The 13,660-nt window shown below is 65.5% G+C and carries 11 protein-coding genes and 1 other RNA gene; 10 read left to right on the forward strand and 2 right to left on the reverse strand.

Annotated elements, in window-relative coordinates; genetic code table 11:
• Window positions 1–44: 44 nt before the first annotated feature.
• The 6 genes from G9408_RS01805 to G9408_RS01830 all read left to right on the forward strand — a co-directional run bounded on the left by G9408_RS01805 (window position 45) and on the right by G9408_RS01830 (window position 6,843).
• Window positions 45–656, forward strand: a complete 612-nt coding sequence (locus G9408_RS01805) for a TetR/AcrR family transcriptional regulator (protein WP_168452447.1) — start codon at window positions 45–47, stop codon at window positions 654–656.
• Between the two features lie 89 nt (window positions 657–745).
• Window positions 746–2,533 (forward strand): sensor domain-containing diguanylate cyclase, encoded by a 1,788-nt coding sequence (locus G9408_RS01810; RefSeq protein ID WP_168452448.1) that lies wholly within the window; start codon window positions 746–748, stop codon window positions 2,531–2,533.
• A 542-nt stretch (window positions 2,534–3,075) separates the two neighbouring features.
• On the forward strand, window positions 3,076–3,744 hold the full coding sequence (locus G9408_RS01815) for a DUF4197 domain-containing protein (RefSeq protein ID WP_235957434.1): 669 nt from the start codon (window positions 3,076–3,078) through the stop codon (window positions 3,742–3,744).
• A 593-nt stretch (window positions 3,745–4,337) separates the two neighbouring features.
• An RNA gene (gene rnpB, locus G9408_RS01820) (RNase P RNA component class A) lies at window positions 4,338–4,734 on the forward strand.
• A 78-nt stretch (window positions 4,735–4,812) separates the two neighbouring features.
• Entirely contained in the window at window positions 4,813–4,968 is a 156-nt protein-coding gene (locus G9408_RS01825) for a hypothetical protein (RefSeq protein ID WP_168452449.1), read from the forward strand.
• Window positions 4,969–5,124: 156 nt separating this feature from the next.
• Window positions 5,125–6,843 carry a caspase family protein gene (locus G9408_RS01830; RefSeq protein ID WP_168452450.1) on the forward strand — a complete coding sequence of 573 codons (1,719 nt, stop codon included), beginning with the start codon at window positions 5,125–5,127 and terminating at the stop codon, window positions 6,841–6,843.
• A 41-nt stretch (window positions 6,844–6,884) separates the two neighbouring features.
• Here G9408_RS01830 and greB read toward each other — a convergent pair whose 3' ends face one another.
• Both greB and G9408_RS01840 read right to left on the reverse strand, forming a co-directional pair.
• Window positions 6,885–7,370: a transcription elongation factor GreB gene (greB, locus tag G9408_RS01835; RefSeq protein WP_168452451.1), complete on the reverse strand. Its 486-nt coding sequence runs from the start codon at window positions 7,368–7,370 to the stop codon at window positions 6,885–6,887.
• 6 nt (window positions 7,371–7,376) lie between these two features.
• Window positions 7,377–9,404 carry a lytic transglycosylase domain-containing protein gene (locus G9408_RS01840; protein WP_168452452.1) on the reverse strand — a complete coding sequence of 676 codons (2,028 nt, stop codon included), beginning with the start codon at window positions 9,402–9,404 and terminating at the stop codon, window positions 7,377–7,379.
• A 100-nt stretch (window positions 9,405–9,504) separates the two neighbouring features.
• Here G9408_RS01840 and dapA point away from each other — a divergent pair, with 100 nt between their 5' ends.
• The 4 genes from dapA (at window position 9,505) to G9408_RS01860 (ending at window position 13,642) form a co-directional block, all read left to right on the forward strand.
• A complete protein-coding gene (gene dapA, locus G9408_RS01845; RefSeq protein WP_168452453.1) occupies window positions 9,505–10,380 on the forward strand; it encodes a 4-hydroxy-tetrahydrodipicolinate synthase in 876 nt (291 codons plus the stop codon).
• A gap of 8 nt (window positions 10,381–10,388) precedes the next feature.
• Window positions 10,389–10,874, forward strand: coding sequence for an SsrA-binding protein SmpB (gene smpB, locus G9408_RS01850; protein WP_120215792.1), 486 nt, complete (start codon window positions 10,389–10,391; stop codon window positions 10,872–10,874).
• A gap of 32 nt (window positions 10,875–10,906) precedes the next feature.
• A complete protein-coding gene (locus G9408_RS01855; protein ID WP_120218102.1) occupies window positions 10,907–11,485 on the forward strand; it encodes a DUF2062 domain-containing protein in 579 nt (192 codons plus the stop codon).
• A 96-nt stretch (window positions 11,486–11,581) separates the two neighbouring features.
• Complete coding sequence (locus tag G9408_RS01860) at window positions 11,582–13,642, forward strand: M13 family metallopeptidase (RefSeq protein WP_235957435.1); 2,061 nt, start codon at window positions 11,582–11,584, stop codon at window positions 13,640–13,642.
• Window positions 13,643–13,660: the final 18 nt, after the last annotated feature.

Below are 13,660 nucleotides of genomic sequence, written 5' to 3' on the forward strand. Positions count from 1 at the left end.
TGGAGGGGATTGCGCCGGCGACTCGGAATGTTTACGGTGACAACATGATCGATCAAGATAACAGTGTCAACATAAAAAGCGACGGCGCGAAGGCGGCGGGCGCTTATCATCATGGCGACTTGCGCGCGGCGGTGATCGCGGCGGGGCTCAAACGACTGGAAGCGGGCGACGACGGCGAGCTGGGCCTGCGGGCGCTTGCGCGCGACGTTGGGGTCAGCGCAACCGCGCTTTACCGCCATTTTCCGGACAAAGAGGCGTTACTCGACGCGCTCGCCGACGAAGGGCTGCGGCGGCTGGGTGCGCGGCAGGCGCAGGCGTGGCTGAAAGCTGGCGGCGGGCGCAATGGGTTCAAGGCGACGGGGACGACCTATGTGCGCTTTGCCCACGACGAGCCCGCATTGTTCCGCCTGAGCTTCACGCGGCAGATGTCGGCGCGCCATGCCAATGTTGGCGGCGACGGCGGCGAAGTTGCCTATAACCTGCTGCGGGCGGGCGTCGGCGAAGCGTTGCCGGGGGTCGAAAACCCCGATAGAGCGGCGTTGCACGCTTGGGCGCTGGTCCATGGGCTGGCGATGCTGATCCTCGACCGGCGGCTGGAGTGGGACGAAGCCATGGTCGAAGAAGTGGTCGGTTTGACTTTTGGCGGGATAGCGTGAGCGCCGACGCGACCTGATCGCGCGACAAAAGGGGAGGCAAGCGGCAACATGTTAGCGGTTTCTTTCCCTCTTTTCGGTTAGTTGGGGCGATGACCCGGCCCCTGTCCCCCCGAGTTGAGGCGGTCTTCTGGTTCCTCCTGACCGCGACGGGCTATTTTCTGCTCGCCAGCCTGGCGCTTCATGCGACCAAGGGCGCGGACAATATCGCCGCCGTCTGGCCGCCCAGCGGCTATTTCCTCGCGCTGTTGTTGCTGATGCCGAATCAGGCGCGCATCCCTGCCTTTCTGGCGATGGCCGCGGCCAGCGTCGGCGCCAATATGGTCGAGGGGATCCGGGCCGGGGCCGCCGCGGCCTACACGGTCGCCAACGCCGCCGAGGCGACGATCGCGCTGTGGCTGATCCGGCGGCACGAACGCGGCGAGATGTCGTTCATGGTCCCCCGCGCGGTCGGACGTTTTTGCGCTGCCGCCTTTGCCGCCAGCGCCGCCAGCGCCGGAATCGCGATGCTGTTGACGGGCAATGGCTTCAACTTCTTTCTGTCGTGGATGACGACCGTCGCACTCGGGATGCTGATCGTCACCCCGCCGATCGTCATGCTGGCGCGCATGATCGCGTCGAACGCGGTGAACAAGGTGCCGACCGCGATGAAGGTCGAAGCGATCGCGCTGCTGACCGTCGCGGCATTTGTGACCGGCGCATCTTTTTCGCAGTCCGACTTTCCCGTGACCTTCCTGCCGTGCGTCGCGTTGATCATCGCCGCCTATCGCCTCGGGCCGTTCGGCGCCGCAGCGGGGATGCTGATCGTCGCGCTCATCGCGTCGCTGCTGACCGGGCAGGGACATGGCCCGATCGCGGCGATGAACGAAAGCCAGAAAGTCGAGGTGCTGTTCCTGCAATTCTATCTGGTGACGATGCTGTTCATCGCGTTGCCGCTCGCGGCGCTGCTGGTCGTCCAGCGGCGGCTGGCGAAGCGGCTGGAGCAGAGCAATCGCTGGCTACTCCAGGCCGAAGCGGCGGCGCTCGTTGGGCATTGGCGCGTCGACCTGACGGAATGGACGATCCAATGGTCGGACCAGACGTACCGTGTCCATGGGCTGGAACCCGGCACCGCGGTCGATGTCGAATATAGCGTCGCGCAATATCTGCCCGAGGACCGGGTGGCGGTGCAAAAGATTTTGGCCGAAGCGGTCCGGTCGGGCGAGCCGTTCGTGTTTCAGGGCCGGATCATGCGGACCGACGGCGAAATCCGGCATGTCAAATCGCACGGGTCGATCGAAATGGGTCGCGGCGGCAAGGCGATCGGCATTTTCGGGACCGTGCAGGACGTCACCGACACGGTCGAAAATGCGCGCATCCTGGAATCGGCGCGCAGCGCGGCGGAGCGGGTGGCCAACACCGACATGCTGACCGGGCTGCCCAACCGGCGCCGCACGCTGAGCTTCCTCGATCAGGCGCTGCGGCGGGCAGAACAGGATGGCGCGCCGCTGGCGGTCGCGATCTTTGACATCGACCATTTCAAGGCGATCAACGACGTGCACGGCCATGCCGCCGGCGACGAAGTGATCCGCCGCGTCGGCCAGCGCGCCAAGGCGTCGCTGCGCGACAACGATATGGTCGGGCGCTATGGCGGCGAGGAATTTGTCTGCGTGCTGCAAGGCCGCAGCGCGCTGTCGGCCGAACTGGTCGCCGAACGGGTGCGCAAGGCGGTCCACGCCGACGCCGAAGGCGCGGTGGCGGGCCTGCCCAAGGTGACGGTCAGCATCGGGCTGGCGGTCTATGCGGGCGAGGCGAGCATCGAAGACCTGCTCCAGCGCGCCGACAAGGCGCTGTACACCGCAAAGCGCGAGGGACGGAACCGGCTACGCATGGCGGCTTGAGGGTTACGCAGGCGGTGGTTGCCGTTCGCGGAGTGCGGGTGGTGGCGGTGGAGTGGAAGCGATCGAAGCACGAAATTTATGTCATCGTCATCCCGGCGAAGGCCGGGATCTCACCCTATCGTCGAACCGCACCGGCGAGATCGTGTTTCAGAGTCAGGTGCCTCTGAACACCCTTCGCCGGGATGACGGAAGAGAAGAGGTCGGGAACGACCGAAGTCGACCGATTGCGGACGCAGCGAAGAGACAGCCCCTCCCCTTCAGGGGAGGGGCAACGAAGACTTGGCAGCTTGCTGCCTAGTCGTAGTGGGGTGGGGGCCAGCGGCCATGGGCAAGGCCGCTGGCCCCCACCCGCTGCGACTAACGAACAAGTTCGTAAGTCTCGCTGCCCTCCCCTGAAGGGGAGGGCGTGATATTATCCCAACGTCCGCTCCCCACCCCAAAGGCGCCATTCGCCACCAGACCCTGCTGAACACCGCTCACCCTATGGCGGCGGCCTGTTTGCTGTTAGGGTTGCCCCGAACCACAAACAGGGGAGCCGCGCGATGGAGTCGAACGATGTGATGATCGCACGGCGGCGGCTGCTTGCGGGTGCGGTCGGGATGGCGGCGTTGGCGCAGGCGCCATGGGCGCTGGCGAAATTGCCGAGCAGCGGGGTCAAGGGGCTGATTGGCGGCGCATCCGATGGCGCGCTCGACAAATTGGCGCAGCCCGGCGCCTTCTATCGCGACACCGCGGTGCGCATTTTGTTGCCGGGCGCGGGCGGCAAGCTGGCGTCGAAGCTGTTCGGCGTCGGCGACAAGCTGGGGCTGACCACCAATTTGACCAAGAGCCTGAACGATGCCGGCGGCAAGGCGGCGGGCGAGGCCAAGCCGATCTTTCGGTCGGCGATCGACAATCTGCGCTGGTCCGACGCGCCTGCGCTGGTGAGCAAGCAGGACGGCGCCACGCGCTATCTGCAGACGAGTGCGGGCGATACTTTGTTTGGCAAGGTGTCGCCGCTGGTCGGATCGGCGCTGGAAAATGTCGGCGCCTATCGCCAGCTCGACCAGCTGGCGAAGGGCAATTCGCTGATGGCTTCGGCGGGGCTGACGCGCGACGGGTTGACGCGATCGGTGACCGAACAGGCGCTGAAAGGGATATTCCACTATATGGCGAACGAAGAGGCGGCGTTGCGGCGCAATCCCGGGCGGCTGCTGAAAGGGATTTTTTGAGCTGGACGGGGCCGTAAGCGGGCGAGGTAAGCCGTCGATCCTCCCTGTCGCGCAGCGATGGGGAGGTGGCAGCGCGAAGCGCTGACGGAGGGGCTTTGGAACTACCGTCGTGGCCCCTCCACCCCTTGCTTCGCGAGCGGTCGCCCTCCCAATGGCTTCGCCACAGGGAGGATTTTTCCTCATCGTCATCCCGGACTTGATCCGGGATCTATAGCTGCACTGTCGTCGCGGATCCCGGATCAAGTCCGGGATGACGAAGCTGGCACCGCCCATTTCGGACGTTGCCGCCGATCCAGAACGAATGACCGGAAGCGAGCGATTGCGGACGTAACGAGGAGCAAGCCCCTCCCCTTCAGGGGAGGGGCAACGAAGACTTGGCAGCTTGCTGCCTAGTCGTAGCGGGGTGGGGGCCAGCGGCGTAGCGCTAGGCCGCTGGCCCCCACCCGCTGCGACTAACGAACAAGTTCGTAAGTCTCGCTGCCCTCCCCTGAAGGGGAGGGCGTGTCTTTGCCGTTACATCCGCTCCCCACCCCAAACCACCCCTCCTCACAATCGCTCGTCATCGCCTTTCATTCGCGCTATACTCGCCGCTGCCAGAGGGTCGGGCGATCGCCGCCGGTGGGGTATCCTGCCGGGGGAGGAAAGTCCGGGCTCCACGGAAATCACGGTGCCGGATAACGTCCGGCGGACCGGTCCGAAGGACTGGTTCAGGGAAAGTGCCACAGAGAGCAAACCGCCACGGCTTTGGCCCGGCGAAAGGTGAAAGGGTGCGGTAAGAGCGCACCGCGCGGACGGTAACGGACGCGGCACGGCAAACCCCACCGGGAGCAAGGTCGAATAGGGATGGCACGGGAGCAATTCCAGGGCTGGTTCCGGCCCCGCCGTCCGGGTTGACTGCTTGAGCGTATGGGTAACCATTCGCCTAGAGGAATGATCGCCCATCCCCGGAAACGGGGTGGACAGAACCCGGCTTACAGACCCTCTGGCAACATTCTCCCCAACGCGGTGCGCGGAACGCCCGTGCGCCGCCCGCGTTCTATGTCGGACCAGTTGAAAGGGAAACGCATCATGAAAGTCGTCGATGACCATGTCGAAGTGACCGAGACCGAAGCCAGCGGCGGGGTCAAAGGCCATAATGTTCGCTATGTGCTGGGCTTTTCGCTGATCGCGGTGGTGATCGTCCTGTCGGCGATCTGGATCGTCCCGGCGCTGCTGCAACCCTGATCAGCCGCGACTTTCCGCTTTCCTACATTGTCTGCGTCACTTACCATCGGTGACATGGGTGCGCGAAAGCGGCAATTGACGCGATTTTCAGAGTAAAGTTGCGCAGATTTCCGCCACTTTTCATGCGGGCGCAAGCCGGGGCGGATAGGGGCAAGGATGGCGATTCAGGCACGTTTGGCGGCGGTGTTGGCGGCGCTGTTTGTGGCGATTGCGACCACGCCGATCGCTGCCGCCCAGCCTTCCGCCTGCGGCACCGCGCCGCTCGCGGGCGATCGCGTCGCGCTGCTCATCGGCAACAGCGCCTATAATGACTGGGAATGGCCGTCGCTGAAAAATGCGGTCAACGACATCGATTATGTCTGCGACGCTTTTGCCAAGGCGGGGATTTCGCCGCGTATCGTCCGCAACGCCGATATGGCAACGCTCGACACCGCGCTGACGCGCTTTGCCGCAGAGGCAGCGGGGGCGAAATCGGTGATCATCTATTATGCCGGGCACGGCTTTGAATATGGCGGGCGCAACTGGCTGGTCCCGATGGAGGCGCCGCCCGCGGCGCGGCGTGCCGATGTCGAAAAGCGCTACCTGTCGATCGAGGCTGCGGTGAAGCGGGTCGTGCCGACGGGCGCCTTTACCCTGCTGTTCGTCGATGCCTGCCGCACCGCCGAGCCGGTGGTGCGGATCGAGGACGTCAATGTCGCCGCGGGCGAAGCGGCCTCGGCACCGCTGGGGCTGCTCGATATTGGCCAAGGCGCGGTTTTCTATTCGACCGCGAAGGGGCGGCCAGCGCTGGATTTTGCGCCGGTCGGATCGCCGGTCAGCCCGTTTGCCGCGGCGGTGGTCAAGGAACTGGCCATTCCCGGGCTCGAAATCTCCGATTATTTCAAGATCGTATCGCGCGAAGTTTACAAGCGCACACATGGCATGGAGCTGGGGCCGCAGCAGCCGTTTCATTATGGCAGCTGGTTCGACGATTATTATCTGGTCGCGCCGCCCGAGGTTCCGGCGGCTGCGCCCGCCCGCCCGACGTCGGCGGTGGCGGTCGTTCCGCTCCCGGCGAAGGGAGAGGCGGCCACCGCCGCGCGCAGCGCCGCGACCGACCCGCTCGCCGACATTTCGCTCGACCGGCTGGCGATCGAGGACGAGCCGGTGCTGATCGCCGACGTGCTGTCGCGCCATCCGGCCGCCGAGCTGGTCCGGTTGGCCGACGGCGGGCATCCGCTGGCGCAGCAGCTGGTGGGATATATGTTCTCGCTGGGGGTCGGGGTGAAGCGCGACCTGCCGCGCGCGCGGACGTATCTGGAGGCATCGGCGGCGCAGGGGTTTCCGGCGGGGCAGCAGGAACTCGCCTATCTGCTGCTGGAAAATGATCCGTCGGCGGCCGACGTCAAGCGCGCCTATGATCTGTATGTCGCGGCGTCGAACGCGGGCTTTTCGAAAGCAAAGACGCATCTGGCGTATCGGCTGGCGGCGGGAACCTTTGGCCCCGCCGATTTCGCACGGTCGCAGTCTCTTTATGCCGAGGCGGCAGCGAAGGGGCATCCGGCGGCTATTTTTGCGCTGACCTATTTCGCCGACACCCGCGACGCCAATCTCGCGCGGCTGCGGACGATTGCGGCGGCGGGCAATCCCGAGGGCAATCACTGGCTGTGCGAGGCGCATTTTGCCGCCAAGACGCTGGCCGGGGCGATCGAGGATTGCAGCGTTGCGGCGCGCGCCGGTTTTGCGGGGTCGCGGGCGATCCTGGCCGATGCCTATGCCAAGGGGGTCGGCGTTACGGCCGATGCGAAGGAGGCGGCGCATTGGGCGAAGCTGGCGCGCGCGCTGCCCGAACTGCGCAAGGATCAGCGGGCGTTGATTGCGGGGATCGGGGAGTAGCACTTTGCCGGCTATGCCGGCCGCTGCCGCGAGGACGAACGTCAGGAGGGATAACGGATCGCCATCACCTCCCACTCCTTCGGCCCTGACGGAAGCTGGACCACGCGCAGATCGCCGACCGCGGCGCCGCGCAGCGCGCGGGCGAGGGGGCTGTTCCAGCCGATCCGGCCGTCGCCCGCCTCGGCCTCGTCGTCGCCGACCAGCGTGACGGTGCGTCGCGCATCGTCGTCGTCGGCAAGTTCGATAGTGGCGCCGAACCAGATGCGGCTCTTGTCGGGCTGCTCGGCGGGATCGACGACGCGCGCCGCCTTCATCCGGCGCGCAAGGAACGAGAGCCGCCGGTCGATTTCGCGGAGGCGCTTGCGGCCATAGATATAGTCGCCATTTTCGCTGCGGTCGCCATTGCCCGCCGCCCAGCTGATCACGTCGACCAGCTTTGGCCGCTCGTCGCCGAGCAGCGCGTCATATTCGGCGCGCAGCGCGGCAAAGCCTGCCGGGCTGATGATGTTGCTGCGTTCCCCCGCCACGCGGCCTTATCCCGGCGTGCGTTTGCCGAGGTAGAAGCTGAGCGGCGCCTGCGGCATCGTCTTGCCGGGTTGCAGCGTGTCGTAAACGACCGCATTTTCCAGCACGCGCTGCACGTAATTTTTGGTCTCGAAGATCGGAATCGCCTCGATCCAGTCGAGCATCTCGATCGATCCGGTGCGCGGATCGCCATTGGCGCGCAGCCACTTGTTCACATTGCCGGGACCGGCGTTGTAGGCGGCGACCGCGAGCGGATAGCTGCCGCCATAATAGCGCAGCATCTGCTGGAAATAGGTCGATCCCAGCGTCATGTTGTAATTGGTGTCGGTGGTGAGCAGGTCGCGGGTATAGGAAAGACCGAGCTTGCCCGCGACTTCGTTCGCGGTGCCGGGCATCAGCTGCATCATGCCGCGCGCCCCGGCATGGCTGATCGCCTGCCGGTCGAACTGGCTTTCCTGCCGGGTGATCGCGTGGATGAAGGTCCAGTTGCCTTCGTGCCCTGCGGGCACGCGGACGGTCGGGAAGCCCGCGACCTCGACCGCATCGAGGCTGTTCGCCTGCGCGCTGCGGCCGATCATGACGCCGAGGTCGGGGCGACCGATCTGCGAGGCCAGTTGCCCGGCGAGGACATGGTCGGCGGGCGAGGTAGCCTTTTGCGACAGCGCGCGCAGGAACAGCGTCTGCTCACGCCACGCGCCAATTTCGCCGAGAGCGCGCGCGGCGCGGACGAGCCGGTCGTCGGCAAAGGCGCGCTTTTCATCATCGCTGACGCGACTCGTGGGATTGGGTGTCGGCTTGGGCTGCGGACGGCCCAGCCGTTCGAGCGCGAGCTGGCCATAAAATTGGTCGTAATGCTGCGCGGCGTCGGCAAAATGCGCGTCCGCGGTCGATCGGTCCCCGGCGGCAAGCGCGGCGCGGCCGGCCCAGTAGAAACCCTTGGTGCGCGTCTGCGCCGATCGTGCGGCTTCGCCATAGGCGCGGTACAGGCGCACCGCGTCGGCTGGGCGGCGCAGATCCTTGTACGCCAGCTGCCCGGCGAGCCACGCCAGCGACGTATAATCGTCGCGGACGGCGAGCGGGGTTTCGCGGATCACCGTTCCCGGCGGGAACGCGTCGTCGATCTGCCGTGCGATATTATAGGCGGTCAGCTTGTCGCCGCCGCTGTCGGCCTGCCGCGCGTTGGTGAGCAGCGTTTCGATCCATTCCTCGGGATCGGTCGGCGCTTTGGCCAGCGAGCGGGGTGCAGCGAGCAGCGCGCGCGCTTCGCCGACGCGGCCGGTCTGGCGCAGCCAGGTCGCCTTGTCGGTGATGTACCCGGCGTCCGTGCGGACCAGCGACGGGTTGGCGCTTTCGACGGCCGACGCCTGGAACGCCGCGTCGACCGCGCTGCTGCGCATCGCGAGGCGCGCGGCAAAGACGCTACGCCGTTCGGGCGAGGTATAGGCGAGCTGGCGGCTCGCCGCGCCAGTGGCGCCCGACCACAGCAGCCGGTCCATCCGCGCGTCATGGTCGGCTACCGACAGCGCGCCCGGAAACAGACTGAGCGCGCGGCTGACCTCATATTCGTCGAGCGCTCCGCCGGTCCAGGCGCGGCGCACCGCGGCGTTGGCGTCGTCGCGGCGGCCCGATGCGTTCAGTGCCATCGCATGGCGCAGATGCCCGCTGGGCGTCTGCGGGGGATAGGCCTGAAAATAGGCGAGGGTGCGCGCGGGGTCGAAGCTGTCGATCGCGATCGCCTTTTCGGCGCGAACGCGCATCTTGTCGGCGTCGGGCCAGCCCTTGTTCGCCATCAGGAAGCGCGACAGCTGATCGAACGAGGCGCCGGTATTGGCGGTCAGGCGGCGCCATTCCATCACCGCATCGCCGACCGAACTGGTCGCTGGCGGCGGTCCCGATGTCGAGGCGAGACCCATTTGCGCGCGATACCACTGCATCTGTTCGGGGGTCAGCTCGCTTGCCTGAGCGGTCGCCGGGACGAGCAGCGCAAAGGCCAGGGCCAGACGAGAAATTCGGGGCAGCGTAATCATGGCGGCCATGTTAGTGGCAAACTCCTTGCGGGGCGCTGAATAGGCGTCCATTAGCGGCGCGCCGTCGGGACTCTACCGGCTGGCCCGTGTTTTTGTAAAGGAGCGGGGCATGTTTTCGGGGTCTATTCCCGCCTTGGTGACGCCATTTCGCGATGGGGCGTTCGACGCGCCCGCCTTCGCGCGCCTTGTCGATTGGCAGATCAAAGAAGGAACCAGCGCGCTGGTTCCGTGCGGGACAACCGGCGAAAGCCCGACATTGGGGTTCGACGAACATTATCAGGTGATCGACAGCTGCATCCAGGCGGCGGCAGGGCGCGTGCCGGTGATCGCGGGTTGCGGATCGAACGACACCGCGACCGCGGTTCGCCACATGCGCTACGCGCAAGCCGCCGGGGCGGCGGCGGCGCTGATCGTCGCGCCTTATTACAACCGGCCGAGCCAGGCCGGGATGATCGCGCATTTTCAGGCGCTGGCCGACGCCAGCGACCTGCCGATCGTCGTCTACAACGTCCCCGGTCGCACCGTCGCCGACATCAGCGCCGACACGCTGTGCAAGCTTGCCGAAATCCCCTCGGTCGTCGCGATCAAGGATGCCAGCGGCGATCTGGCGCGGGTGACGATGCATCGCGCGGGCGCCGGGCCCGATTTCTGCCAACTCAGCGGCAACGACGACCTGTGGCTGCCGCACGCGGTGTTGGGCGGCGTCGGCTGTATCTCGGTCACCGCCAATGTCGCGCCGCGCCTGTGCGCCGATTTTGCCGCGGCGTGCGCCGCCGCCGACTGGGCGTGCGCACTGACGCTGCACGACCGGCTGTTCGACCTGCATCAGGCGATGTTCTCCGACACCTCGCCGGGGCCGGTCAAATATGCGCTGTCGCGCGTCCACGACTGGTTTTCGCCCGAAGTGCGCCTACCTATCATTCCGGCGAACGACGCATCGCGCGCCGCCGTCGATGCCGCATTGTCCGCGGCAGGAGTGATTTAGGTTTCGTCATGGCCCGTCCGCAGTCCGCCGCCGAATTCGACAAGAAAAAGATCGTCGCCGAAAACCGGCGCGCGCGCTTTGACTTTGCCATCGAACAGGTGTTCGAGGCGGGGATCGCGCTGCAGGGGACCGAGGTCAAATCGCTGCGTTTCGGCGAAGGCACGATCGCCGAGAGCTATGCCGAGGTGAAGGGCAGCGAGGTGTGGCTGATCAACAGCAACATCCCCGAATTCAGTCACGGCAACCGCCACAATCACGAACCCAAGCGCCCGCGAAAGCTGCTGCTCAGCGGCCGTGAGATCAACAAGATGTACGCCGCCGTCGCGCGGCAGGGCATGACGCTGGTCCCACTGAGCGTCTATTTCAACAGCCGCGGCCGCGCCAAGGTCGAACTCGCGCTCGCCAAGGGCAAGAAGGCACATGACAAGCGGGAGTCGATCAAGGAACGCGACTGGAAGCGCGACAAGCAGCGTCTGATGAAAGAGCGCGGGTGAGCGGCGGCAAGCCCAAGGACAAGGCGGCGGTGATGAACTGGATCCGCCGCAACTCGCCGACGCGCGAGGAGCTGCTCGCCAGCCGCTTCGTCAAGCCGTTTGCGCACCGCGTTGCGCACAGCCATTTGTGGCGCTTTACCCGTACCTCGGTGCCGCGCGGTACCGCGCTGGGGCTGTTCGTCGGGATATTCTTTCTGATCCCGGGTATCCAGATATTGGGCGTTGCGCTGTTGGCGCTGCCCGTCCGCGCCAATATTCCGATCGGTGCCGCAATGACGTTCCTGTCGAACCCGGTCACGACGCCGTTCATCATCCTGGCGTCGGTGTGGCTCGGCGACTGGCTGTTTGGCCTGCAAGCCAACAGCGCCACCTTTTCGGCGATGATCGAGCATGGCGCGTCGGCGGGCGAATGGGCGCGCTGGGCCTTTTCGGACGCGGCTCCGGCGATGCTGGGCGGGCTGCTGGTCATTTCGCTGGTGTCGGCAGCGCTGGGCTATGTTCTGGCGTCGGTGTTCTGGGACAATTGGATTCGCCTGCGCTGGCGGCGCAAATTGCAGCGGGCACGCGACCAACGACATGAGGCATCGACCAGCGACACCCCCGCCGGTTGAACGGCGCGCGCGCCGTCGTATAGCTGTCCCATTGCGATGCTGTGCCCCGCCGATGCGCCGCACATCATCGCGTCATTTTGAGAACTGGGGACTATCATGATGTTTTCGCATGTTTCGTCGCGCCTGATGGCGACCGCCGCGCTTGGCGCGATGCTGATTTCGGCACTTCCCGCCGCCGCCAAGGAAAAGGCCGCCCCGGCGCCCGCCGCCGAAAGCGCGGCCAAGCCCGAACTCGGCACCTTTGGCTTCGACACCGCGGGCATGGACACGTCGGTGCAGCCCGGCGACGATTTCTATGCCTATGCCAACGGCACCTGGGCCAAGAACACCGCGATTCCCGCCGACAAGTCGAACTATGGCATGTTCACCGCGCTCGGCGATCTGTCGCAGGTGCGTACCCGCGAAATCCTGGACGCCGCGAAGGGCGATCCGAACAGCATGATCGGTCGCAACTATGCCGCCTATCTGGATGGCGCCGCCGTCGAAGCCAAGGGGCTGGCACCGATCCAGCCGTGGCTTGCCAAGATCCGCGCCGTCGACAAGGCGGGGCTTGCGGCGCTGCTGGCCGAAGCCGACCGCAACGGCGTCCAGCATTTCTTTGGCGGCTTCGTCGGGCAGGACGACAAGAATCCCGAAGTGTACATCTACACGATGTTTCAGGGCGGCATCGGCATGCCCGACCGCGATTTCTATCTGAAGGACAATGAGCGCAACGCGAAGCTGCAAGCCGCGTACCTCAAGCATCTGGAAAATGTCCTGACGCTGGCGGGCGAGGCCAATGCCGCGGCGCGCGCCAAGGCGATCTATGATTTCGAAAAGCAGATCGCGACCGTCCATTGGGACAAGAACGACAGCAGCGACGCGACCAAAGTCTATAACAAGATGACGATCGCCGAGCTCGCCGCCGCGGCGCCGGGTTTTGACTGGGCGACCTTCATTCGCGGCATCGGCGTCAAGGAAGATGCACTGCTGGTGTCGCAGCCGAGCGCCTTCACCGGCGAGGCAAAATTGCTCGCCGATGCGCCGATCGCGGTGCTGCGCGACATGCTGATGATCCGCAGCCTCGACGGCTTTTCGGGCGTGCTGCCCGACAAGTTCGCGCAGGAGGCCTTCTCCTTCTATGGCACCGCGCTGTCGGGCACGCCGCAGATGCAGGAACGCTGGAAGCGCGCGGTCGATTTCACAACGGGCAACCTCGGCGAAGCGGTCGGGCAGGATTATGTCGCGAAATATTTCCCGCCCGAAACCAAGGCGGAAATGGACAAGCTGGTCAAGAATGTCCTCGCCGCAATGGGGCGCCGCATCGACGGTCTCGCGTGGATGCAGCCGCAGACGAAGGTGAAGGCGAAGCAGAAGCTGGCCAATTTCACCACCAAGATCGGCTATCCCGACCGGTGGAAGGATTACAGCAAGCTGGAGATCAAGGCCGACGACCTGTTCGGTAACGCGCTGCGCTCAAACCAGTTCGCGCATGACGACAATATCAGCCGCCTGGGCGGCCCGATCCGCCGCTGGGAATGGGGGATGACCCCGATGACCGTCAACGCCTATGCCAATTTCGGCATGAACGAGATCGTCTTCCCCGCCGCGATCCTGCAACCGCCCTTCTTTGATCCGCACGCCGACCCGGCGATCAACTATGGCGGCATCGGCGCAGTGATCGGCCACGAGATCAGCCATCATTTCGACGACCAGGGCGCGAAATATGACGAAACCGGCAAGCTTGCCGACTGGTGGACCCCCGCCGACGTCGCGGCGTTCGAGGCCGCGGGCAAGGCACTGATCGCGCAATATGACGCCTATGAAGTGCTGCCCGGCGAAAAGCTCGACGGGACGTTCACGCTGGGCGAGAATATCGGCGATCTCGCGGGCCTCACCGTCGCCTATGACGCGTACAAGGCGTCGCTCGGCGGCAAGGAAGCGCCGGTGCTGGGCGGGCTGACCGGCGACCAGCGCTTCTTCCTTGGCTGGGCGCAGGTGTGGCGGCGCAACTACCGCGACCAGAATCTGTCGCAGCGCATCACGACCGATCCGCATTCGCCCTCGATCCAGCGGACTTGGGTCTCGCGCAACCTTGACCCGTGGTATAAGGCGTATCAGATCAAGGAAGGCCAGAAGCTGTATCTGGCGCCCAAAGACCGCGTCCGCATCTGGTGATGCACCGATAAGAAAGAC

The organism is Sphingopyxis microcysteis, from assembly GCF_012274265.1.
Classification (GTDB): Bacteria; Pseudomonadota; Alphaproteobacteria; order Sphingomonadales; family Sphingomonadaceae; genus Sphingopyxis; species Sphingopyxis microcysteis.